The organism is Hymenobacter sp. AT01-02 (assembly GCF_000961955.2).
In the GTDB taxonomy this organism is placed as follows: Bacteria; Bacteroidota; Bacteroidia; order Cytophagales; family Hymenobacteraceae; genus Hymenobacter; species Hymenobacter mucosus.
Genome location: NZ_JZIR02000071.1, coordinates 31337 through 54226, shown reverse-complemented (window position 1 = coordinate 54226; position 22890 = coordinate 31337). Strand labels below are relative to the sequence as shown.

Genomic DNA, 22890 nt, shown 5'->3' with positions numbered 1-22890 from the left:
AGGTTTGGTCTATGAAGACGGAAACTAGAAGAAAAAAAGCAAAGTGGTTTCTGGTTGGACCTCTCGTGCTTTTCGGGTGTTCGCTCTAGGTTGCAGCCGCTTTGCGGCGTTCTGATTCGGCCTTTACAGCAGCCTTGAAGCCCTCATGGCTATGCAGTTCCGGATAGCTTTTCCAGACCGTGCCTGGTGCGTCTCCACTATGTAAGCGGCTTAGCGCATCGTTGAGAACGTCAGTTTCGGTTGATTGCTGTGGGGCTGCTTTCGCTTCCGCCGTCAACTGCTCAGATTCTTCTTCTCCAAAGAAGCCGTGTTGATAGAGGCCCGTTAGCTTTAGCACTGCCCGGCTGAGGGCCCGTTTCTCCGCTGTCTCTGCAAAATAGCTGTTTTTGCAGTTCTCCGGAACGGCACTACCATAGGTTTCTACCCTGGCTTCGTCCATCTGCGCTACTGCCTTGATGACCGCGTACTTGGGTTCAAGCTTCAGGGCTTTGTAGCTGACCTGGATTCCATAATGGGCTTGTACCTTCTCAATGCCCGATCGGGTAAGTATGGTATAGTGCTGGTGCTGGAAAACATCTTCCTTAATAAGGCCGCATTCTTTGTACAGGCTATTGAGCTTGTCGGCTTTCGTGGCGGGGGCTTGTTTCGCCATATTGGTCTACTAAGTATGGGAGTAATCGGAAAGGACCTGCGTGTCTGGAGTGGTATATTTTCTACGGTCTGAATTTCCTCTCAGTTGCTGTATAAGCAGTAGGAAAGAAAATGAACAAGCCCAATGAGGTGAAGTATAGCGCACCTGCAAGCGACAGCTCGTGCTGACGAACGTGCGCAGCCGTAGCACTAGGTACCGCTTTTCTCAGCACCGGGCCAAGTCCTTGACGGACCTAAGCAGCACCAGCTAGGGCTTTGGGGCCACCGTGGTGCGATTTGCTGCGGCGCCCTAGAAGGGAATACTTCCTGCTAAAGGGTAATTATGCACCTGGGTATAGGGATATGCTAGCGGGTATAGTAAGACACAACATCGTAGCGTACCACCGGATCAGTTATTGGTCCCTGGCTCGCTACGAAAGTAGGAGTGCGAATGCGCAAGGTATTCTTGGTCAATTCCTCTATACGGCTAATAATTCCGTCTTGACCAACGAGGGTACTTTGGGAGGCATCGTAGACATACGTAGGAACGACTGTGGCGGTGCTACCGACAAGGTACTTGCTCACTTGTGTGCCGTGGACCTCTAGGTAGTGCGGGGTAGGTATTATCCCTGGAAGAGGGATAGGGAGAAGCGTACCTTGTGCGCTATAGGTCTGGCTACGCTCAAAATTCCAGCGCCCCTCCAAGGCGGGAGCAGGCTCGGAATCTTTATCAGTAGAGCAAGCTGTAGCCGTGAGGAGCGTCAGACTCAGGAGTATTAGGTGGAGTACACGTTGCATCGGGATAAGGAATAGAGTGTAAAGCTAATCTGAACTACAGGCTTCGTGTTTAGCGGGTATAGTGGTCTACCTTCTGGTAAGGTATGTCTGGCTTGCGGCTTGGGTCTACGGTAATGACCATATAGTAAGGCTGAGCCGGAATCTCCTGTTGTTTTATAAACTGACTGGTGGCGCTGTAGCCGTAGTAAGTAGAGGATGTGGGGGCCATTTGCCTTGCATTTCGGGCATAGGCATAGGAGAATCTTTGCCGTAGGAGGTGGCTAGAAGAGTGCTGTTTAGAAGTAGGGCGGATAGTAATCGAGACATAAAAATGGGTTGAAGGATTTTTTACTCAACGAAAACCCGTAAAGATTACAACAATAGTCGTAACGCGTGGATCCTGCTTGTCCTTAACACAGATAGAATCACTCTTTCAGTGAATAATGAACTGGTCTGGTGAGAGAAACCGAATGGTGCCCATCGTGCCGCTCTTCAGAAGTAAAGACTTGTACAAGTATAACGTAAGAGAGCAGGTCTCTCAAGGCAACCCTTAAACCTTGTTTAGGTTTCATTTTAGAAGATACTACACTGTGTTTTCTGAATACACAGTCGTACTACTTTCCTAAGTAGCAGTAGATCATATTTTGAGTATGCCAGACTGTCGCGCCCAGCTCATTGCTTGCTGAATGCTGGCCTTCTCGGGATCCAGCCTCATCGTGAAGGTGTCTCGCTGGCCGTGCAGTCTTTCTCCAGCAGCCAGCTTTTGCTTGCACACGCGCCGCCGGTCCCGGAGCGTGTTGTACTTGTTCATGCCCATGTACTGCTTCCGAACGAAGGCCTGCTTATCAGTATCCCATATCCGGTAGTCGATATACCACCGCTTCGACAGGTCTCCATCGGCATCGAAGAGCCGGGGCTCATACTCGGGCGAAAATATAGAGTTGTGATAAAACTGTGATAAAAAAATATCAGGCAACAAAAAACGGCCTCTCCGCAATGGAAAGGCCGTTTTTGCAAGTAGCGGGGACGAGAGTTGAACTCGTGACCTCAGGGTTATGAATCCTGTGCTCTAACCAACTGAGCTACCCCGCCGGTTTTGATGCTGCAAAGGTAGAGACAAGATTTGACGGAATGCAAATCCTGTGAGAAAAAAAACCATGTATATTGGCTTCTAGCCGGTAAGTCATTGGCACACCGGATAGAAATTTTTACACGATTTGCTTATGCCGCTCTCCGCTACCCGCCGCAAACACCGATTTACGGTGGAATACCCTATCAATGCTTCCCCTAAAATTCTGTATCCGTACTTGGCTAGTGCTTCTGGGCTTTCCCAGTGGTTCTGCCAAGATGTGCGGCTGGATGAGGATCGACGGTTCAATTTCATTTGGGACAACCAACCGCACTTTGCCGAACTAAATTCGCATCGAACTAATCGGAGTGCGCGCTTCGTGTTCTTAGATGGAAACAAGCGTCCCACATCCGATGCTAATTACTTAGATTTTACTCTTGAAGAATCTCAACTCACTCAGGAAGTCTACTTGCGGGTAATCGACTACTCCGAGGAAACGGATGATGTAGAACTTCAGGAGATGTGGGACAACCTGATCCTGAAGTTGCGGGAACAGGTAGGAGGGTAGCACTGTTTACGACAATGCCACAAAGGGCAGACGCGAAACGAACTGTATCTTCGTTTCGTGTTTGCCCTTTTTCGTGAGTTGGTCCTCACACATCACTTGGGCTTCTCTCAACCATGAAAAAACTCGATAAGCTTATCCTAAAGGCCTTTGCAGGGCCTTTTCTGCTCACCTTTGCCGTGGTGCAGTTTATTTTTCTCATGCAGTTCATGATGAAATACATGGACGACCTGGTGGGAAAAGATTTAGGCTTAGGGGTTATTGCTCAATTGCTGTTCTTCTTCAGCGTTCTGATTGTCCCAATTTCTCTGCCGCTCGCCGTACTTCTATCGTCGTTGATGACATTTGGGACCCTGGGAGAGCACCACGAGTTAACGGCCATTAAGACTTCTGGCATCTCCTTGACGCGTATCCTCCGTCCTGTTTTACTAGTAAGTCTGTTGCTAGCGGGGGCCGGTCTGTGGTTCAATAATACCATTGTGCCTATGGCCAATTTGAAGGCCTATAGCTTGCTATGGGACGTGCGTCAGCAGAAGCTAGCATTGGATATTCGCGAAGGAGTATTCTACAATGGCATTCCCGGCTACACAATCAAGGTAAACAAGAAGCTGGGCGAAAATGGCGACTTGCTCAAGGGGGTGATGATATATGATCATACTCAGGGACGCGGTAGCAACACAGTTATTCTGGCCGACTCGGGCCGTATGTTTACCCGGTTTGGGGGCCAGTATTTGGGATTAGAGTTGTTTCGGGGGCGTACGTACGTAGAGCAGCCTGATGGTAACAGCCGATCAGGGGCGAACTTCATACGGCAGAACTTCGACCGCAACCTGATTACCTTATCGTTGGCGTCCTTCGGGCTCGACCGTACCCCGGACAAGCTGTTCAAGGAAAACAAGATGATGCTGAATTTAGGAGAGTTGAATCATTTCAACGATTCTCTCCGCACTCGCTTGTCCAATGAACGACGCTTGTTGGTACCCCAACTGAACCCGTATTACTCGTTTTTTCGCCTAGACACAACGGGCCGGGTGGCTATGCAACGGGTTGCTAGCTGGCAGATCCCTGCGTCGCGCCTGAAGCCGGTAACTCTGCCCATTACGCAGCAAGCTGCCAACCGTGCCCGCAACGTACGTTCCTTCCTCGGCACCAGTTCAGACCGCTTAACTGGTATTACGAAGGAGCGCGCCAACTTCCGGATTGAGTTTTATCGCAAGTTCACCCAGTCGGCGGCAGTGCTACTCATGTTCCTGATTGGGGCACCGCTGGGGGCTATCATTAAGAAAGGGGGGCTTGGGGTTCCTATTCTGATTTCGATTGTATTTTTTATCGTCTATTACGTGCTGTCCATTATGGGCGAGAAGTATGGCCGCGAAATCATTATGCCGGTAGGAGTGGGCATGTGGATGGCGTTTATTCTTCTGCTGCCAGTTGGACTGTTCTTCTTGTACCAAGCGCGGCATGACTCCGGAATTTTAGATGTTGACTGGACTCGGCTGCGGCCTCAGTGGTTGCGCTGGCCGTTGCGGGGCTACAAACGGGTAGTATAGAGTTGAAACCTGCTAAATTGCCGTTAGGAAATTAGTTTCGCGGCTTTGGTTATTTGCTGCCTTAAGAAAGTATTCCTGCTCGTTTCTCGCATGAAACAACTACCTTTGCAGCCACCCCGAAATGCGGGGTGGCTTTTCTTTTTCATTTTTTAATCTAAGACGGGGAAACCTATCTGCCGATGCAACTCACAACTGAAGCAAAACAGGCTATTTTCGAGAAAAACAGCCTGCAGAAGTCCTCTAGCGACACCGGTTCGGCCGAGTCGCAGATTGCGCTGTTTACGCACCGCATTTCGCACCTGACCGAGCACTTGAAGGTGAACAAGAAGGATTACTCGACCCGCCTGGGTCTGCTCAAGCTCGTTGGTAAGCGCCGTCGTATGCTGGATTACCTCCAGCACCGCGAAATCAACCGCTACCGCGCTATCATCAAGGAACTGGGTATTCGTAAGTAAGCCCACGGTCCGGAGCAGGGAGCCTTTCCATTGGAGAGGTTCCCTGCTCTTTTTTTGTGCGAAGCCAGGCGCATTATTCTTTTGGTTTCGTTGTTCCCCTCCCGGAAAGAAGATAACTCAGAGCAAAATAGGGCCATGCCGGCCCCATTTTTACGGCTGCTCGCCCGCTGCACGCTTTCAAAAAGCAATATTAGAAGATGCCCAATTACACTGCGGTTACCAAACACATCACGCTGCCCGATGGGCGGCAGATTTCTATCGAAACTGGCAAACTGGCCAAATTTTCCGACGGTGCTGTCGTTGTGCGGTTGGGAGACGCCATGCTGCTGGCCACGGTAGTATCGCAGCCCAGCGCCCGCGGTGACGTGGATTTCCTGCCGCTGTCCGTTGATTATCAAGAAAAATTTGGTGGCGCCGGCAAAATTCCAGCTCGTTTCAGCGCCGTGAAGGCCGCCTCTCTGATTACGAAGTACTCGTATCGCGCCTCGTAGACCGCATTTTGCGTCCGATGTTCCCTAAGGATTATCATTACGAAGTGCAGGTAATGATTTCGTTGATTTCAGCCGATAAGGACGTGCAGCCTGACGCACTTGCCGCCTTGGCTGCTTCCGCTGCCTTATCGGTTTCTGATATTCCGTTTGCTGGTCCTATCTCAGAAGTGCGGGTCGCTCGCATTGACGGTAAACTCCAGATTAACCCTAAGACGGACGACATAGCACGCGCCGACATTGACCTGATTGTAGGCGCTACCGCCGACTCAGTAGCCATGGTAGAGGGCGAGATGGATGAAGTGAGCGAAGAGGAAATGGTAGAAGCCATTGCTTACGCCCACGAGGCCATCAAAGAGCAAGTACGTGTTCAGCAGGAGCTGGCCGCCGAAGTTGAAAAGTCGCACGTAAAGCGTGACTACCCTAAATACGACGAGAACGACGAACTAAAGCAGCGCATCACTGCGGCTGTTTACCAAAAGGCCTACGAAGTAGCCAAGTCAGGTAACACGAGCAAAGCAGGCCGCAAGGAGTCGTTTAGCGCCATCAAGAAGCCACTGCTGGAAGAGTTGCAGGCTGAAAATCCTGAGCTGGACCTGAAAATGTTCGGCCGCTACTATGGTTCGGCTGAGAAAAAGGCCATCCGTGATATGATGATTAAGGAGCGCACCCGCCTCGATGGTCGTCAGCTCACGGAAATCCGTCCCATCTGGTCGGAAGTTAACTACCTGCCCGGTGCACACGGCTCCTCGCTGTTTACCCGCGGTGAAACCCAGTCGCTCACTACGGTTGCCCTGGGTACCAAACTCGATGAGCAGATTATTGACTCGGCTATGCAGTCGGGCTATAACAAGTTCATGCTGCACTACAACTTCCCGGCTTTCTCTACCGGTGAAGTAAAGCCAAACCGTGGCCCAGGTCGTCGGGAGGTAGGTCATGGCAATTTGGCAATGCGCTCCCTCAAAAAGGTACTGCCTTCGGAAGACGAAAATCCTTATACCATCCGCATTGTGTCGGATATTCTGGAGTCGAACGGCTCTAGCTCGATGGCAACGGTATGCGCTGGTTCGCTAGCTCTGATGGATGCTGGCATCAAGGTTCGGGCTGCCGTATCGGGCATTGCCATGGGTCTTGTGCAGGATAAAGAAACCGGCGAATACGCAGTGCTTTCGGACATCCTAGGCGACGAAGACCACCTCGGCGATATGGACTTTAAGGTAACGGGTACCGAAAAAGGCATCGTGGCTTGCCAGATGGACATCAAAATCCAAGGCTTGAGCAGCGAAATCCTGACAAAGGCCCTGCACCAAGCCCGTGAAGGCCGTCTGCACATTCTCGGCGAGATGGCCAAGACCATCAGTGCCCCTGCGGCTGAGCTGAAGCCTCATACGCCTCGCTCGCACAAAATGCTCATCGATAAAGAGTTTATTGGTGCTGTAATCGGGCCAGGTGGCAAAGTCATCCAGCAAATCCAGAAGGATACAAACGCTACGGTTATCATTGAGGAAAAAGACGAGAAAGGCCACGTGAGCATTTTCGCCTCAAATCAGCCGGATATGCAAGCTGCCATCGACCGGATTCGTGCAATTGCGGCCGTCCCAGAAGTGGGAGAAACGTACAAGGGCAAGGTTCGCTCCATCCAGCCGTACGGCGCGTTTGTGGAAATAATGCCGGGCAAAGATGGCTTGTTGCATATTTCCGAGGTAGCTCACGAGCGTTTGGCTTCCTTGGAAGGCGTACTGGAAATAGGACAGGAGATTGACGTGAAACTGCTCGATATCGACAAGAAAACGGGCAAATATCGTCTCTCTCGGAAGGTGCTTTTGCCTAAACCAGAGCGTGCCGCCGAATCAAACGGCGCAGCTCAGTAAGGATATTCCGAACTTTAGCGGGTACCGGCGTGTTGCACACAATCAATGCCGGTACCCGCGTTGGGGTATCCTCCGTATATCGGACTAATACGACGTTTTCTAGCATCAATAACTCAATTCTCACGCGCCTGCAATGAGACAGCTAAAAATCAGCAAGCAGATCACCAACCGCGAAAGCCAGTCGCTGGATAAATACCTCCAGGAGATTGGCAAGGTAGATCTGTTGACCCCCGACGAGGAGGTAACGCTGGCGCAACGCATTAAGGAAGGTGACCAGCAAGCGCTGGAAAAACTAACCAAAGCAAACCTACGCTTCGTGGTGTCGGTTGCCAAGCAATACCAAAACCAAGGGTTGTCGCTGGGCGACTTGATCAACGAGGGTAACCTGGGTCTGATCAAGGCTGCTAAGCGCTTCGACGAAACCCGCGGCTTTAAATTCATCTCTTACGCCGTATGGTGGATTCGTCAGTCCATTCTGCAGGCTTTGGCTGAACAGTCGCGTATTGTCCGTTTGCCCCTGAACCGGGTGGGCTCACTAAACAAGATTTCGAAGTCTTTTTCTGAACTAGAGCAGAAATTCGAGCGGGAGCCCTCACCCGAAGAAATTGCCGAAGTACTGGAACTGACAACTTCGGAAGTAGTGGACACCCTGAAGATCTCAGGTCGCCACGTGTCAGTAGATGCTCCGTTCGTGCAGGGTGAGGAAAACCGTCTGCTCGACGTACTCGAAAACGAGGACGAGGAGTCGCCTGATACGGGCCTAATGAACGACTCACTCCGTAAGGAAGTGCAGCGCGCCTTGAGTACGCTAACCAAGCGAGAAGCAGACGTAATCACGCTGTACTTTGGCTTGAATGGAGAGCACTCCCTCACATTGGAGGAAATTGGTGAGAAGTTCAACCTGACTCGTGAGCGGGTTCGTCAAATCAAAGAAAAGGCGATTCGTCGTCTGCGCCATACTTCGCGTAGCAAAGCTCTCAAGCCTTACTTGGGATAATTTTTTCTACGCCGCTACTTAAAACCCTGACCATTGGTTGGGGTTTTTTGTTGAGTTTAAGCCGCGTGCCTAGCGAAGACTACTTGCCTTTTCTGGCAAAGCTAGCAGCGTGCTCGCACTGCTGAGGTTGCGGCCGCCATCTTACTGCTGGCTCTTATTACCTTTGTATCCCAAATTCAACTCCCCATGGCGTTGCTGCCTGGGGGCGCTTCGACAACTCTCATGGAGAATACGACCTCGGAACACATCAAGTGTTTAATTATCGGTTCGGGCCCAGCGGGCTATACCGCAGCTATTTATGCTTCGCGAGCTGGCTTGCAACCCATTATGTATCAAGGTCTGCAGCCCGGTGGGCAGCTCACCATTACCAACGACGTAGAGAACTTCCCCGGCTACCCTGATGGCATCATGGGGCCAGAGATGATGGAGGACCTGAAAAAGCAGGCGGCCCGCTTTGGTACAGACATTCGCTATGGTATTGCCACCGCCGTAGATTTCTCTGGTCATCCGCACCGGGTAACTATCGACGAAAAGCTGGAGCTGACGGCCGATACTGTCATCATTGCTACTGGAGCTTCAGCCAAGTGGCTCGGCCTGCCGTCGGAGCAACGCCTGAATGGTTCTGGCGTATCGGCCTGCGCCGTGTGCGACGGTTTCTTCTACCGTGGAAAGGACGTGGCTATTGTAGCGCCGGCGATACGGCGGCCGAGGAAGCTACGTACTTGGCCAACCTGTGCTCCAAAGTGTACATGATTGTACGCAAAGGTGAAATGCGCGCATCCAAGATTATGCAAAAGCGTGTGCTTGACAACCCCAAGATTGAAGTGCTGTGGAACACCGTCACAGATGAAATTCTGGGAGAGCACGCAGTAGAAGCAGCTCGGGTAAAAAACACCGTTACGCACGAAACGCGGGAGCTTCCCATTGAGGGCTTTTTCGTAGCAATTGGCCACGAGCCAAACTCCAAAATATTCCAGCCCTACTTGCATCATGATGAGCAGGGTTACTTGAAAACCCTGCCAGGTACTGCCAAAACCAACGTAGACGGTGTGTTTGCCTGCGGTGATGTGCAAGACTTCACCTACCGCCAAGCCGTAACAGCGGCGGGCTCTGGGTGCATGGCGGCCCTTGACGCCGAGCGTTACCTGGCAGCTTTAGGCGACCATTAGGTGAACGAGTGATATAGTGAAATGGAAGGTTTTTTCGTTCTGTCGGGGCGGGCTCTGCTACCGAAGCCGGAACCTTCCATTTTGCTCTTCACCACCTCACTATTTCACCACCTCACCGATTTGCTCTTGCTTCATTTTGTGAAAATCTGGCTGCTGCCGCTGCTACTGATCGGGCTGTTTCTGAGCTTGCCCGGCCAGCTGCTTGCCCAGCGGCGCAAAACACCGGAGCCAAAGGCGAAAGCCGGCTCGGCAGGTAAGCGAAAGGACTTTTTTCGCATAAAATCGCCAACTATCCGCTACGTGCGGCCCGATACCACTATTCTAATTGAAACGGAGGAGCTGCCGGACGAAAGCTCCGACGCAGCCAAATCCATCTTCTTCAATCCTGCTAAGAAGCTGTCCATCGTAAGTGAAGACACGACCACGCTCAACGAGGGTGAGCAACACATTGTAGAAGTAAAAGAGGAGGTTCAGATTGACTCTAGCTGGATTCAAGTGGCGGGATACTATGCCATTTGGGATACCCACAACATTAACCCTTACCGAGTAGATGGTCGCCGCATTAAGGATACGCTAAACCTTAAGCTCACGGACCCGGAGCGACAGCGCTTCGCTAAGATGCCTCTAACCCGAACGCCTATTACCTCGGACTTCGGGTTTCGGGGGTACCGCTGGCACTATGGTACTGACCTAGACCTCGAAACGGGCGATTCCGTAAAGGCCGCCTTCGACGGGGTAGTGCGTATTGTAAAATGGGATGGCTCAGGCTACGGCAACTATATTCTGGTGCGTCATTACAATGGTATTGAGACGCTGTATGGGCACTTGCAAAAGCAACTCGTTACGCCTGGTACTTTCGTAAAGGCAGGACAGCTAATAGGTTGGGGGGGCAATACGGGCCGGAGCAGTGGGTCTCACTTGCACTTCGAGATTCGCTACGAAGGCAACCCCATCGACCCGGAGCGGATGTATGACTTCCCCGATTACCGGCTGATCAAGGATAACTTCCAGATTACGTCGGCCCTGTTTGCTTATTACAGCAAGTCGTTGCGCTACCGCGGTGGCAGCGTACCGGGCGCAGGAAGTGGGAGCAGCAGTAGTCGGAGCAGTAGCAGTGCCAAACCATCTGCCGCGCGGCGGATCGTGACGCACAAGATCAGAAGTGGCGACACGCTCTCGGAAATTGCGGATAAGTATGGCGTCTCGCAAGCACAGTTGCGCCGCCTAAATGGCGGTACTGCCGTGCTGCGGGTAGGACGCACGTTGCGAATTAAGTAGCGTAGTATACCACTTACGCACCATAACGAAGGCCCGCTGCAGTCTGACTACAGCGGGCCTTCGTTATGGTGATCTGCCTACGGCGGCTTTTACGGGAGCTACAAGGTATGTTTACCTACGGTAGTTCCTTTAGAGCTGAAGCATGGGGAAGCTTCGCTGGTGCCAATAGGGGTAGATGGGCGAGGTTTCACTGGCAGCGTCTAGTATCGCAACCTGTTCGGGAGTGAGGTTCCAGCCGGCGGCGGCTAGGTTCTGCCGCAGCTGTTCTTCAGTACGGGCCCCAATAACCAGGTTAACTACCGTCGGGCGTTGCAAAAGCAGTTTAAGGCAACTTGGGCCACCGTCTTACCGGTCTGAGCCGCTACTTGATCCAAGGCATCCACGATGTTGAATAGCAACTCATCGGGTACTTGGGGACCTTGTCCGCCACCCTGGGCTAGACGGCTGTTGGCGGGAGCGGGCTGACCACGGCGGAATTTTCCGCTCAGCAAGCCAGCCGACAAAGGGCTCCATACAATCGTCCCGACACCCTGGTCGACACCTAGGGGCTGGAGTTCCCATTCAAATTCGCGGTTGGCTAGGGAGTAGTAAGCCTGGTGTCCTACGTAGCGGGCCCAGCCATGGCGCTCCGATACGCTCAGGGACTTCATTAGGTGCCAGCCCGAGAAGTTGGAGCAAGCAATGTAACGCACCTTGCCGCTTTGCACCAGTGTATCGAGGGTGCGTAGGGTTTCTTCTACCGGCGTGCGGGCGTCGAAGCCATGCATGTGGTAAATGTCGATATGATCGGTGCCCAGACGGCGCAAACTGTCCTCGCACGCTCTCACAAGGTTCTGACGAGAAGAGCCGTATGCGTTCGGGTCGGTGCCCATGGGGAAGGTGGCTTTGGTGGAAAGCAGCACCTCGTTACGACGGCTCTTGATGGTTTTGCCCAGGATAGTTTCGGCCATACCCTGGGAGTACACGTTGGCCGTGTCGAATAAATTGACGCCAGCCTCCAAGCAAATATCAACTAGCCGCCGAGCTTCGTCGACTTGGGTACTGCCCCATGCTTTAAAAAACTCATTGCCGCCGCCAAAAGTGGCCGTGCCGAAGCTCAGCACGGGAATGCGTAGGCCAGAGGCACCTAATTGTCTGTGTTCCATGTGGTGGGAAGATGGGCGCGGATGTTGGCCCTATTAACGTAAGAATAGGGGGCTGCTAGAGCAGAACAGACCCCATATCCGGCAAAGGTAGTTGGGCCAGCGGATGTTTGCCGGCACAAGAGCTAAAACATAACGCACCGGTAAAAGCCGCCCAACCTAGTACTTTTGCCCGTGCTGCACTAGGTACCAGGCCCGCATACTCGCGAAGTAGGGGCCTGAATTTTTGGTTGCTTTTTTCCCCTCACATGAAACTTGATATACTGGCCTTTGGCTCGCACCCCGACGATGTAGAAATGTCCTGCTCTGGCACCCTACTAGCTGCTTCTGCTACGGGTAAGAAAACGGGCATCATCGATTTAACTAGGGGAGAGCTGGGTACCCGTGGTACGCCCGCTACCCGCGCGCAAGAGGCTGAAGCGGCCAGCCGCATCTTAGGCTTGAGCGCCCGTGAGAATCTGGGCTTGTCGGATGGTTTCTTCCGTAACGACCGGGAGCACCAGCTGCCCGTCATTGCCGCACTGCGTCGCTACCAGCCCGATATTGTCCTCTGCAACGCCATCAACGACCGGCACCCCGACCACGGCCGCGGTTCCCAGCTTGTATCAGAATCCTGCTTTCTTTCCGGTCTGCGCATGATTGAAACCTTCGGCGACGATGGGCAGCCCCAAGAGCTTTGGCGCCCCCGCTTGGTATTCCACTACATCCAGGACCGCCAGATCCCGGCCGATTTCGTGGTGGACATTTCAGCCCATTGGCCCAAGAAGTGGGAGAGCATCAAGGCGTACCGCACTCAGTTCCACGATCCTGCCAGCAGCGAGCCGGCGACCTATCTCTCCACGCCGGTGTTCAGCAACTTTATGGAAGCCCGCGCCCGCGAGTTTGGCCACCTGATTGGGGTAGAGTTCGGGGAAGGCTTCACCCGCGAACGGCCAATTGGGGTACGAGAGGTGACAGAGTTGATTTAGAAAAACCAGTAGCTGGTTTCGTTACAAGACAAAGGCTCGGCCACCTAGGCCGAGCCTTTGTCTTGTAACGAAGGTAAGCACTACCGCACGCCCAACCGGTTTCGTTTCCAGGCCGAGCCGTTGGAAGCAGCCGGAGCATCCGAAGCGGCCACGGGGGCTTTCTTCTCCGTCATGAGCATGGCGGTGAGGACCGCGGCGAGCTTGGCCGTGGTTGCATCCGGGGCAGCGGGCTTCAGGGTCTCGGCCGTGAAATGGTCGCGGATGAAGTTAGTGTCGAAGTTGCCGCTCACGAAAGCGGGGTGTTGCAACACGTAGCGGCCGAAGCCCAGCGTGGTTTCAATGCCGGTAATTTGGTACTCGTCGATGGCTCGAAGCATTCGCTCAATGGCCTCCTGGCGGGTAGCCCCGAAGGTGACGAGTTTGGCAATCATGGGGTCGTAGTAAATCGGAATGTCCATGCCCTGCTCAAAGCCATCGTCTACGCGCACGCCGGGCCCCTGAGGACGTACGTAGGTAGTCAGGGTGCCAATATCGGGTAGGAAGTTGTTCTGCGGGTCTTCAGCATACACGCGCAGCTCCAGGGCGTGGCCTTGAATTGCTAACTCTTCCTGGCGGAAGGCAAGGGGCAGGCCCTGGGCTACCTTGATCTGCTCCTTCACCAGGTCGAGGCCAGTGATTTGCTCGGTCACGGGGTGCTCTACCTGCAGGCGGGTATTCATCTCCAGGAAGTAGAAGTTGCGCTGGTCGTCCAGGAGGAACTCCACGGTGCCGGCCCCGGTGTAGTTGCAGGCCCGGGCTACATCCACGGCGCAACGGCCCATTTCAGCCCGCAGCTCGGGCGTGAGGACCGAGGAGGGCGCCTCTTCAATTACCTTTTGGTGGCGGCGCTGAATGGAGCACTCCCGCTCGAACAGATGCACAATGTTGCCGTGCTCGTCGCCGAGTACCTGTATTTCAATGTGGCGCGGACCTGTTACAAATTTCTCAATGAACACTGCGCCGTCGCCGAAAGCGGAGGTAGCTTCCGATACGGCAAGCTGCATCTGCTCCTCAAACTCGTCCATGTGATGTACTAGGCGCATGCCCTTGCCGCCGCCGCCGGCCGAGGCCTTGATAAGCACCGGGAAGCCTACCTGCTGAGCAATTTGCTTGGCAGCCTGCACATCGGTAATGGCTTGGTCGAGGCCGGGCACTAGCGGGATATTATAGGCTTTCACGGCTTGTTTAGCCGAGAGCTTGTCACCCATCACATCCATAGCTTCGGGCGAGGGACCCACGAAAATCAGTCCGGCCTCCTGCACTTGGCGGGCAAACTCGGCATTCTCAGATAGGAAGCCGTAGCCAGGGTGAATGGCATCGACACCCAGTTGGCGGCAAACGTCGAGAATCTTATCGCCGCGGAGGTAGCTGTCCTTAGAGGCGGGTGGGCCCACACACACGGCCTCATCGGCGTAGCGTACGTGCAAAGCATTACGGTCAGCTTCACTATAAATAGCGACGGTTTGCAAGCCCATTTCTTTGGCTGAGCGTAGTACGCGCAAAGCAATTTCGCCCCGGTTGGCAACGAGTAGCTTGGTAATCTTTTTCATGTAGGGAGGGTGCGGGTGGGAGAGGTAAAAAGAACGTAGCTGAATATCTCTACTGACGAGCTAGCCGTAGATGGCGTAATACGCCCTAGCCAGTGGGTTTTCCTGGTCAAAGAAACGCCATTCTAGCCGTACCATAAAACGCCATCGACCGTTTTGGCGAGGGTTGGATGCATGCAGAAAGCGGCTACCTTTGCGGATTGCCATAACTTTGTACATTACCTGAGAGTTTAGCCCTTGGGCTTGACCGCTCGTTTTCGTTTCACATTCAACCTGTTCCCTCGTGGATCTATTCGAGAAGATTGCCGCCAACCGCGGCCCGCTAGGTGTCCACTCACACTATGCGCACGGCTATTTCGCATTCCCCAAGCTGGAAGGCGAGATTAAGCCCCGCATGATTTTTCGCGGTAAAGAGGTTCTCACCTGGAGCCTGAACAACTACCTGGGGCTTGCTAACCACCCAGAGGTGCGCAAAGCCGATGCTGACGCCGCCGCTGAGTATGGCATGGCTCTGCCGATGGGTGCCCGGATGATGTCGGGCAACTCCAACCTGCACGAGCAACTAGAAAATGAACTGGCGGAGTTTATCCAGAAGCCGGATTGCATGTTGCTCAACTTCGGCTACCAGGGCGTAGTATCCATCATTGATGCGATGGTGGGCCGCCACGACGTGATTGTGTACGATGCGGAGTCGCACGCGTGCATTATCGACGGGGTGCGCCTGCACGCCGGCAAGCGCTTCGTGTACGTGCACAACGACATGGCCAGCCTGGAAAAGCAATTGGAGCGGGCAAAGCGAATTACGGACGAAACGGGCGGCGGCATCTTGGTAATCACCGAGGGGGTGTTTGGCATGTCGGGCAACCAGGGCGACTTACGCGGTGTGGTAGCTTTGAAAGAGAAGTACCAGTTCCGGTTGTTCGTTGACGATGCGCACGGGTTCGGCACCATGGGCACTACTGGCGCTGGAACGGGCGAAGAACAGGGCGTACAAGACGGTATCGACCTTTATTTTTCTACGTTCGCCAAGAGCATGGCTAGCATCGGCGCTTTCGTAGCAGGGCCCGAGAATGTAATTGAATATTTGCGCTACAACATGCGTAGCCAGATTTTCGCCAAATCCTTGCCCATGCCGCTGGTGGTGGGCGCTTTGAAGCGTTTGGAGCTGCTACGCACTCGCCCCGAGCTCAAGGAAAACCTGTGGACGGTAGTACGGGCCTTGCAAAGCGGCCTGCGCGAAAAAGGCTTCAATATTGGCACTACGACGTCGCCCGTAACGCCAGTACTCCTGCAGGGCCAGATTTCTGACGCAACCCAAGTAACCTTCGATCTGCGTGAGAATCACGGTATTTTCTGCTCTATCGTGGTGTATCCTGTGGTTCCTAAGGGCGTTATCATGCTACGCATCATCCCCACGGCTGCGCACAGCCTTGAGGACGTAGCCACTACCATTACAGCCTTCGAAGCAGTGCAAGAGAAGTTGGCTAAAGGACAATATTCCAAAGCAGTAGTACCTGCAGACCTGCAGGGCTAGATGCAGCTTTGCTAAATACAAAAGCCGGTTCCTACCCCAGGGACCGGCTTTTGTATTTGGTACTATTTCCAGTAGGGGTTGCTACTGCTTGCATCTACTGTTGAGGTGTTTATCCATAAAAAGTGCTCTATCTCGCCGAAAAAGGCATTTAAGAAAAAAACTTGAAAAATTGCTTGTATTTGAAATCCCAGTATATTAGAGCCGGTTAAACACTTTTTCCACACCAAACAACCCCTCCCAAATGAGCAATTTTAGCCAACTGAAAGACCTGGTGCTGTCGCTGGAAGCCGACTTCGAGAAGTTCTACGATAAGGGCAACTCGGCCGCTGGCACCCGCGTGCGTAAGGGCATGCAGGAGCTGAAGAACATGGCCCAAACCATCCGTACGGAAGTACAAAACGCTAAGAATACCGCTGCAGACTCTGCGCCTAAAGCTGCTCCCGCTGCTAAGAAAGCTGCGCCTGCTGCCAAGAAAGCTGCACCTGCTAAAAAGAAGTAAGTAGGCACCGCAGCTTCTGCGGTGTCGATAGTTACACGTAAGGCCTTGCCGGTTAACGGTGGGGCCTTTCTTATTTGGCTGAGCCGGGGAGCACCTCAGGCTGGCCGCCTAGGTTTTGCGTATCGCGCTTATAAGGACTAAGCGTCTTTACAAGTAGAGCCCTTCCGCTACTGCATTGGCGAGTAGTGGAAGGGCTCGGGTTGGATGGGCAGCCAGCACGCTTAATGGGTGAGGCGCTTATACTACTTTGATGAGGTAGTAGTTTTTCTTTCCTTTTTGGGCCACTATGTATTGATTCAGCAGCAACGGAACCTCCGTAGCTTGCTGCTCGGGGGTAGCTTGGTGCGGTTCAGGCTGACGCCTCCGCCCTGAATCATCTTGCGGGCTTCCCCTTTTGAAGAGAATATGATGCTGTTGGTTGCTTCGCTAAGCAGGCCAATAACATTTTGCTCCGCCAGTGCGGTCTGGGGCACTTCGATGCTCGGAACGCCTGCGAATACGTCGAGCAGGGTAGCCTCATCAAGTGTCGCTAGGTCGCCCCCGCCGAAAAGTACCTGGGATGCCGACAGGGCTGCTTCGTAAGCAGCTTCACCGTGCACCCGGGTGGTTACGTCTTTGGCCAAGGCTTTCTGCAACGTGCGCAAGTGGGGCGCTTGGGCGTGCTCAGCCTCTAGCGCTTCAATCTCGGCCTGGGGTAGCAGGGTAAACACGCGGATGAGGCGTGGCACGTCAGCATCGGCAGCATTGAGGAAGAACTGGTAGAACTGGTAGGGCGAAGTCATGGAGCCATCGAGCCACACCGTGCCCGTTTCGCTCTTGCCATACTTGGTGCCATCGGCCTTGGTAATGAGCTGGCCGGTGAGGGCGTACGCTTTGCCCTCGCCACTAGTCATGCGGCGAATAAGCTCCGTGCCCGTGGTAATGTTGCCCCACTGATCGGAGGCTCCCATTTGCAAGGTAGTGCCCAAGTTTTGGTAGAGGTGGAAGAAGTCGTAGCCCTGCAGCAGCTGATAGCTAAACTCAGTGTAGCTGAGGCCTTCCGCACCCGACTCCTCATTACCGCTGATGCGGCGCTTTACCGAGTCCTTGGCCATCATGTAGTTTACCGTGAGGTGCTTGCCTACCTCACGCAGAAATTGCAGAAAGCCGAACTCCTTAAACCAGTCGTAGTTGTTGACCACTTTGGCGCCGGTGGGGCTTTCGTTGAAGTCAAGAAACTTCTCTAGCTGCGCCCGAATGCCGGCTTGGTTGCGGCGCAAGGCCTCCTCATCCAGTAAATTACGCTCCGATGATTTGCCGGATGGGTCGCCAATCATACCAGTAGCGCCGCCTACGAGGGCAAGCGGGCGGTGGCCGGCCCGCTGCAGGTGCACGAGCAGCATAATGGTTGCCAGGTTGCCGATGTGCAGGGAAGGCGCCGTCGGGTCGAACCCGATATACCCCGTGATGGGGGCATTCTGACGGAGGTGTTCATCGGTACCGGGCATCATGTCGTGAAACATGCCCCGCCAGCGTAGTTCTTCTATTAAATCCACTGAATGAAAACGTGAATGGGTGAAATGGTGTACTGCTTGGCCGAACTGGCAACCCAGAGCGCACAGTCAGGCCAGTGAAATCCAAGCAGCTGCTAGGACGCGGCCCTAACAACTGGACAAAGGTAGTAAGCATTGGTACCTTTGTTTATCGGAAATGCCAGCCGTCTGCTCACTTCCTTCACTACCTCACAGTTTTCAGCGCGTGACCCTCACCCCCGACGAAATTCTTAAGCAACTCCAGCAGCGGCAGTTTGCGCCCGTGTATTTCCTGCAAGGGGAGGAGCCCTACTACATCGACTTGGTGGCCGACTTGCTGGAGAAACAGGTACTTCAGGAGCATGAAAAGGGCTTCAACCAAGTAGTGCTCTATGGCAAGGACACAGATGTAGCAGGCATTCTGGGGCAGGCCAAGCGCTTTCCTATGATGGCGGAGCGCTCGGTGGTGCTGGTAAAGGAAGCCCAGGCCGTGGCCGATTTAGAATCGGAAAAGGCGTGGCCATTTCTGGAAGCCTACCTCAAGAATCCGCTGCAAAGCACCGTGCTGGTATTTTGCTACAAGCACAAAACCCTGGATGCGCGCAAAAAGCTGGGTAAGCTGCTAGCTGGCGACAAGAAGGAGCCCGCCCCGGCTGGTACCGTGCTGCTTACCAGCAAAAAGCTCTACGACAACCAGATGGCACCCTGGCTCACGAACTATGTGCGCAGCAAGGGCCAGCAAATCACCCCCCAGGCGACCAACATGCTGGCCGAGTACATTGGCGCTGAACTGGGCCGGCTGACCAATGAGGTAGACAAGATGCTGATAAACCTGTTGCCCGGTCATGCCATTGATGAGGACCTAGTGCAGCGCATGGTGGGCATTAGTAAGGAGTACAATATCTTCGAGCTACAGAGCGCATTAATCCGCCGCGACGTGCTGAAGGCCAACCGCATTCTGCTCTACTTCGAGGCGAATCCTAAGAATAACCCCCTCATTCCGAACCTGACGCTGCTGTTCAACTACTTTTCGCGTCTGCTGGCCTTGCACCAGTTGCCCAACCCAACGGAGGCCGACTGGAAACGCCTCAACCTAGCCAACAGCTACGCCCGCCGCGACTACCAAACCGGCCTGAAAGTATTCGACTTTGCCCGTACCCGCGACATCGTGCACCTCATTCGGCGGGCCGACGCCCAAAGCAAGGGTATCGACAGCGGCTCCATGACGGACGGGGAAATCCTGCGGGAACTAGTCTGGCTGATTCTGCATCCCGTGCCGTTGCATGCAGTGGTTGGAATGTAGTCAGGTTGTCACCTAGGCCTTTCGAAGCAAGGAGCCGCCCCAGAATAGAAACCCCGCCCCAACCGTCTGCTTACTGCACGCCATGCCTCCCCAAGACGACTACCAGACGCCGGAAAACGAGGCCGCGCATTGTTACACCTTTGCCAGCCTACCCGTAGCGGAACTAACGGCCGCCGATGTAGAACAGCGCTGCGCCACACCTGTGGCAAGGGAAACGCGTGCCCTCAACGCTATTACTCCCGAAGCTCTGACCCTAAACCACGGTACATTCAGCAGGGCGGGGGGGCTGGCATGGCCCACGGTAGCGGTAGTGCAGCAGGAGCGTAGCGTGTTGGTTTCATGCACCTGTGCGGGCCCAGCAGCGCAGCTATGTGAACACCAGGCCCAGGTGCTGCTGGCCGTGCTGCACCGCTCGGAGCTGCGGATTTTCTTTGATGCCAAGCTGCGCCAGGATCGGTTGCGGGCTGCCGCTAAAGACTACGGCTTGGAGCAGGAAACCAATCTAGAAGCACACCTGCAGCTAACTTATACCGACCAGGCTGTAACCATTGCACCCATCCGCGCATCGCTGCTGCCCATAACGGCTGCTACCAAGCAGGAACTCATACGGCAGTTGCTACCCGAGCAGCATCTGCCGGAACCGAACACAGCCCAGCGCCAGCGCTTTATCGTGCTGGGGCGCCACCGCTATTATGGGCACCTAACTATTCAGCTGGTAGAAGCTGCGACTACTGCCGCCGGCAACCCGAAGAATCCGCTCACGTTCCTGAACCCGCTTGATGGCATCTGGAACATCTCGGACCCCGATGCCCTAAAGTTCTATACTGGCTTGGCGCGGTTTCAGCATAACTACGACGATGCCCGCACTGGGGCGGCTCTGGAGGCCCTGCGGGCCGTTGTGAAGAACCCCGAGGGAATCCCCGTTCTTGCCCACCGCTCGGCCCTGGGTGAGAAAGTTACGGCGCAGTCGGTGGAGGCGGTGCGGGTGCACCACGTCCGGCTGGAAATGCGGCTACTGGTAACCCAGCAAGCGGAGTTCTATCAAGTGACGGGCAAGCTGCATCTGCTCGACCAACTCTTGGAGCTGAGAGACCTAACCATCCAGCACGAGTACTTTGTTGCCGTGCATGGGGAGTTATACTTGCTCGACAGCTTGGAGGTATGGCGCGTAGTGGAGTTCTTCAAACAGCATAACAACGCCTTGCTGATCCACCAGTCAAAGTTCGACGAGTTTCAGCGGGAGGTGCTAACGAACTTGGAGGACCGCCTGCGCATCACCTACTCTTACGTGCGGCCTGCTACCCGCCGACAACTGCAGGAGGCGGGCTTTGACCAAACGCCCGAGCTGGTCCTGTACCTGTCTGACGCGGGGCTGCACGTAGAACTGTTGCCCGTAATGCGCTACGGCACCCGGGAGGTATCGGTGTTGTCGCGCCGCCAGCTGTACGCCACCGACGTTCTGGGCCGACCCTTTGTAGTCGTCCGTGATGCAGCAGCAGAAGAACGTTTCTTGCAGGCCCTTGTACGCCAGTATCCTATCTTTCAGGAGCAGTTGGCGCAGCAAACCCTATACATGCCAAAAGCTCAGTTTTTGGATGAGAACTGGTTTCTGGATGCGTTCGAGAGCTGGCAGGCGCAGCATATTATGGTGCTCGGCTTCAACCAGCTCCGGCAGAATACACTAAACCGGCACAAGGCTCGCATTAGCGTGCAGGTAAGCAGTGAAACCAACTGGTTTGAAACCAAGGTGCAGGTGCGTTTCGGCTCCCAACAGGCCTCCCTTCGGCAGTTGCAGCGCGCTGTCCGTAACCGCAGCCGCTACGTGCACCTCGATGACGGCACCCGCGGCATCCTGCCCCAGGAGTGGGTCGAGAAGTTTGCCACCTATTTCCGGGCTGGCCAGGTAGTAGAGGAGCAGCTCCGAACCCCCGCCGTGAGCTTCGCCTCGGTGGAAGAGCTCTACGAAGAAGCAATGCTCACAACCGAAACCAAAGCTCGCCTGGCCGAGTATCGCACGGCCGTGGCCAGCTTTGCCGGCATTGGGGAGGTGGCGGTGCCCGCGGCCTTGCGGGCTACTCTACGTGGCTATCAGCAGCAGGGCCTGAACTGGCTTACTTTCCTAGATTCCTTCGGCTTTGGCGGGTGCTTGGCCGATGATATGGGACTTGGTAAGACCGTTCAGGTGCTGGCCTTCGTCTTGCAGCAGCTGGAGCAGGGGCGCACGGGGGCTAGCCTAGTAGTGGTGCCTACCTCACTACTATTTAACTGGCAGGCTGAAATAGCCAAGTTTGCGCCTTCTCTACGTGTGCATGTGGCCTACGGTAGTGGTCGCTCTGCCACTATGGACTACGCTGCCTATGCTATCGTACTGACCACCTACACTACTCTGGTAGCCGACATCAAACAACTGAAGGAATACCGGTTCAACTATGTTTTCCTGGACGAGGCGCAGGCTATCAAGAATCCGGACTCGCTGCGCTACAAGGCGGCCTGCTTGCTGCAGGCCCGCAACCGGGTAGTTCTGACGGGTACGCCACTGGAAAACAATACCTACGACCTGTATGGGCAGCTATCCTTTGCCTGCCCCGGCTTGTTGGGTACCCGCCAGCAGTTCCGCGCCCACTTCGCCGACCCCATCGACAAGTTTAAGGATGGGGAGCGGGCCCGAGAGCTGCAGCGGAAAATCAGCCCGTTTGTGCTGCGCCGCACCAAGGCACAGGTAGCTTCTGAGCTACCGGAGAAAACGGAGATGGTGCTCTACTGCGAAATGGGAGCCGAGCAACGCCGGGTGTACGAAGCCTGCAAACAAGAGTACCGCGACCTGCTGCTGGGGCAGTTAGACGATGGGGTGCAGCGGGAAAGCCTGCACATCTTGCAGGGCATCACGCGCCTGCGCCAAATCTGCAATTCGCCGGCCCTGCTGCGTACTACGGAAGACTACGGCCACGCCTCTGCTAAGCTAGAGGTGTTGGTAGAGGAAATCAGAAATAAGGCTCCCGAGCATAAAATCCTGGTATTCTCCCAGTTCGTAGCCATGCTAGACCTCATTCGATACGCGTTGCAGGCCCACGATATTCCCAGCGTCACGCTTACGGGGCAAACTCGCAACCGGGCGGGCGCTGTGACAGCGTTTCAGGAAGATGAAAGCACGCGCGTTTTCCTCGTAAGTCTGAAAGCCGGGGGTACGGGCCTCAACCTCACCGCGGCCGATTACGTGTTCCTGGTAGACCCATGGTGGAACCCCGCCGTTGAGAATCAAGCCATTGACCGAAGCTACCGCATTGGGCAAACAAAGCACGTAGTTGCCGTTCGCCTGATTTGCCCCGATACCATTGAGGAGCGAATGATGCAGCTGCAAGAAGGCAAGCGGGAGCTGGCCCACGAACTGATCCGTACCGACACGGCCTTGCTGAAAAGCCTTACAAAACAGGAGCTATTAGCACTATTTAGCTAAGTAACTCCTGTTTTGTAAGGCTTTTCAGCAAGGCCGTGTCGGTA

The 22890-nt window shown here is 54.4% G+C and carries 14 protein-coding genes, 1 tRNA gene and 5 pseudogenes; 12 read left to right on the top strand and 8 right to left on the bottom strand.

From position 1 onward, the window contains the following. Nucleotides 1-85 precede the first annotated feature (85 nt). The 5 genes from VI25_RS18280 to VI25_RS18270 all read right to left on the bottom strand — a co-directional run bounded on the left by VI25_RS18280 (nt 86) and on the right by VI25_RS18270 (nt 2499). Entirely contained in the window at nt 86-652 is a 567-nt protein-coding gene (locus VI25_RS18280; RefSeq protein WP_045688682.1) for a hypothetical protein, read from the bottom strand. A gap of 344 nt (nt 653-996) precedes the next feature. Further along, nucleotides 997-1428, bottom strand: coding sequence for a hypothetical protein (locus VI25_RS18275; RefSeq protein ID WP_055562717.1), 432 nt, complete (start codon nt 1426-1428; stop codon nt 997-999). 49 nt (nt 1429-1477) lie between these two features. Next, on the bottom strand, nt 1478-1636 hold the full coding sequence (locus tag VI25_RS25255; protein WP_161806976.1) for a hypothetical protein: 159 nt from the start codon (nt 1634-1636) through the stop codon (nt 1478-1480). Between the two features lie 408 nt (nt 1637-2044). Further along, on the bottom strand, nt 2045-2383 hold the full coding sequence (locus tag VI25_RS23515) for a hypothetical protein (RefSeq protein ID WP_152981692.1): 339 nt from the start codon (nt 2381-2383) through the stop codon (nt 2045-2047). 42 nt (nt 2384-2425) lie between these two features. Then, nucleotides 2426-2499: transfer RNA gene (locus VI25_RS18270), tRNA-Met, on the bottom strand. A gap of 131 nt (nt 2500-2630) precedes the next feature. Here VI25_RS18270 and VI25_RS18265 point away from each other — a divergent pair. The 7 genes and pseudogenes from VI25_RS18265 to VI25_RS18235 all read left to right on the top strand — a co-directional run bounded on the left by VI25_RS18265 (nt 2631) and on the right by VI25_RS18235 (nt 10849). Beyond that, entirely contained in the window at nt 2631-3044 is a 414-nt protein-coding gene (locus VI25_RS18265) for an START-like domain-containing protein (protein ID WP_045688679.1), read from the top strand. 113 nt (nt 3045-3157) lie between these two features. Continuing rightward, nucleotides 3158-4591: an LptF/LptG family permease gene (locus VI25_RS18260; RefSeq protein ID WP_045688678.1), complete on the top strand. Its 1434-nt coding sequence runs from the start codon at nt 3158-3160 to the stop codon at nt 4589-4591. 179 nt (nt 4592-4770) lie between these two features. After that, nucleotides 4771-5046 carry a 30S ribosomal protein S15 gene (rpsO, locus tag VI25_RS18255; RefSeq protein WP_045688677.1) on the top strand — a complete coding sequence of 92 codons (276 nt, stop codon included), beginning with the start codon at nt 4771-4773 and terminating at the stop codon, nt 5044-5046. Nucleotides 5047-5243: 197 nt separating this feature from the next. Further along, nucleotides 5244-7405, top strand: a pseudogene (locus tag VI25_RS18250) (polyribonucleotide nucleotidyltransferase). 133 nt (nt 7406-7538) lie between these two features. Next, nucleotides 7539-8402 (top strand): RNA polymerase sigma factor RpoD/SigA, encoded by an 864-nt coding sequence (locus VI25_RS18245; protein ID WP_022823752.1) that lies wholly within the window; start codon nt 7539-7541, stop codon nt 8400-8402. 222 nt (nt 8403-8624) lie between these two features. Then, nucleotides 8625-9571, top strand: a pseudogene (gene trxB / locus VI25_RS18240) (thioredoxin-disulfide reductase). Nucleotides 9572-9691: 120 nt separating this feature from the next. Next, nucleotides 9692-10849 carry a M23 family metallopeptidase gene (locus VI25_RS18235; RefSeq protein WP_236705116.1) on the top strand — a complete coding sequence of 386 codons (1158 nt, stop codon included), beginning with the start codon at nt 9692-9694 and terminating at the stop codon, nt 10847-10849. A gap of 129 nt (nt 10850-10978) precedes the next feature. Here the strand turns inward: VI25_RS18235 and VI25_RS18230 are convergent. Continuing rightward, nucleotides 10979-11994 (bottom strand): annotated as a pseudogene (locus VI25_RS18230) (aldo/keto reductase). A gap of 245 nt (nt 11995-12239) precedes the next feature. Between VI25_RS18230 and bshB1 the strand changes: the two are divergent. Continuing rightward, entirely contained in the window at nt 12240-12959 is a 720-nt protein-coding gene (gene bshB1 / locus VI25_RS18225) for a bacillithiol biosynthesis deacetylase BshB1 (RefSeq protein WP_045688675.1), read from the top strand. Nucleotides 12960-13039: 80 nt separating this feature from the next. Here bshB1 and accC read toward each other — a convergent pair whose 3' ends face one another. Then, on the bottom strand, nt 13040-14548 hold the full coding sequence (accC, locus tag VI25_RS18220) for an acetyl-CoA carboxylase biotin carboxylase subunit (RefSeq protein WP_045690433.1): 1509 nt from the start codon (nt 14546-14548) through the stop codon (nt 13040-13042). A gap of 280 nt (nt 14549-14828) precedes the next feature. On the opposite strand from accC, the gene VI25_RS18215 reads away from it, so the two are divergent. Together VI25_RS18215 and VI25_RS18210 are read left to right on the top strand one after the other, a co-directional pair. Next, a complete protein-coding gene (locus VI25_RS18215; protein ID WP_045690434.1) occupies nt 14829-16079 on the top strand; it encodes an aminotransferase class I/II-fold pyridoxal phosphate-dependent enzyme in 1251 nt (416 codons plus the stop codon). Nucleotides 16080-16320: 241 nt separating this feature from the next. Continuing rightward, a pseudogene (locus VI25_RS18210) lies at nt 16321-16494 on the top strand (histone H1); the annotation flags it as partial. 321 nt (nt 16495-16815) lie between these two features. On the opposite strand, the pseudogene tyrS reads toward VI25_RS18210, so the two are convergent. Then, nucleotides 16816-18113 (bottom strand): annotated as a pseudogene (gene tyrS, locus VI25_RS18205) (tyrosine--tRNA ligase). A gap of 202 nt (nt 18114-18315) precedes the next feature. Between tyrS and holA the strand changes: the two are divergent. Beyond that, complete coding sequence (gene holA / locus VI25_RS18200) at nt 18316-19392, top strand: DNA polymerase III subunit delta (protein ID WP_052695663.1); 1077 nt, start codon at nt 18316-18318, stop codon at nt 19390-19392. Nucleotides 19393-19474: 82 nt separating this feature from the next. Beyond that, nucleotides 19475-22846: a DEAD/DEAH box helicase gene (locus VI25_RS18195; RefSeq protein ID WP_055562716.1), complete on the top strand. Its 3372-nt coding sequence runs from the start codon at nt 19475-19477 to the stop codon at nt 22844-22846. The last annotated feature ends 44 nt before the right edge of the window (nt 22847-22890 follow it).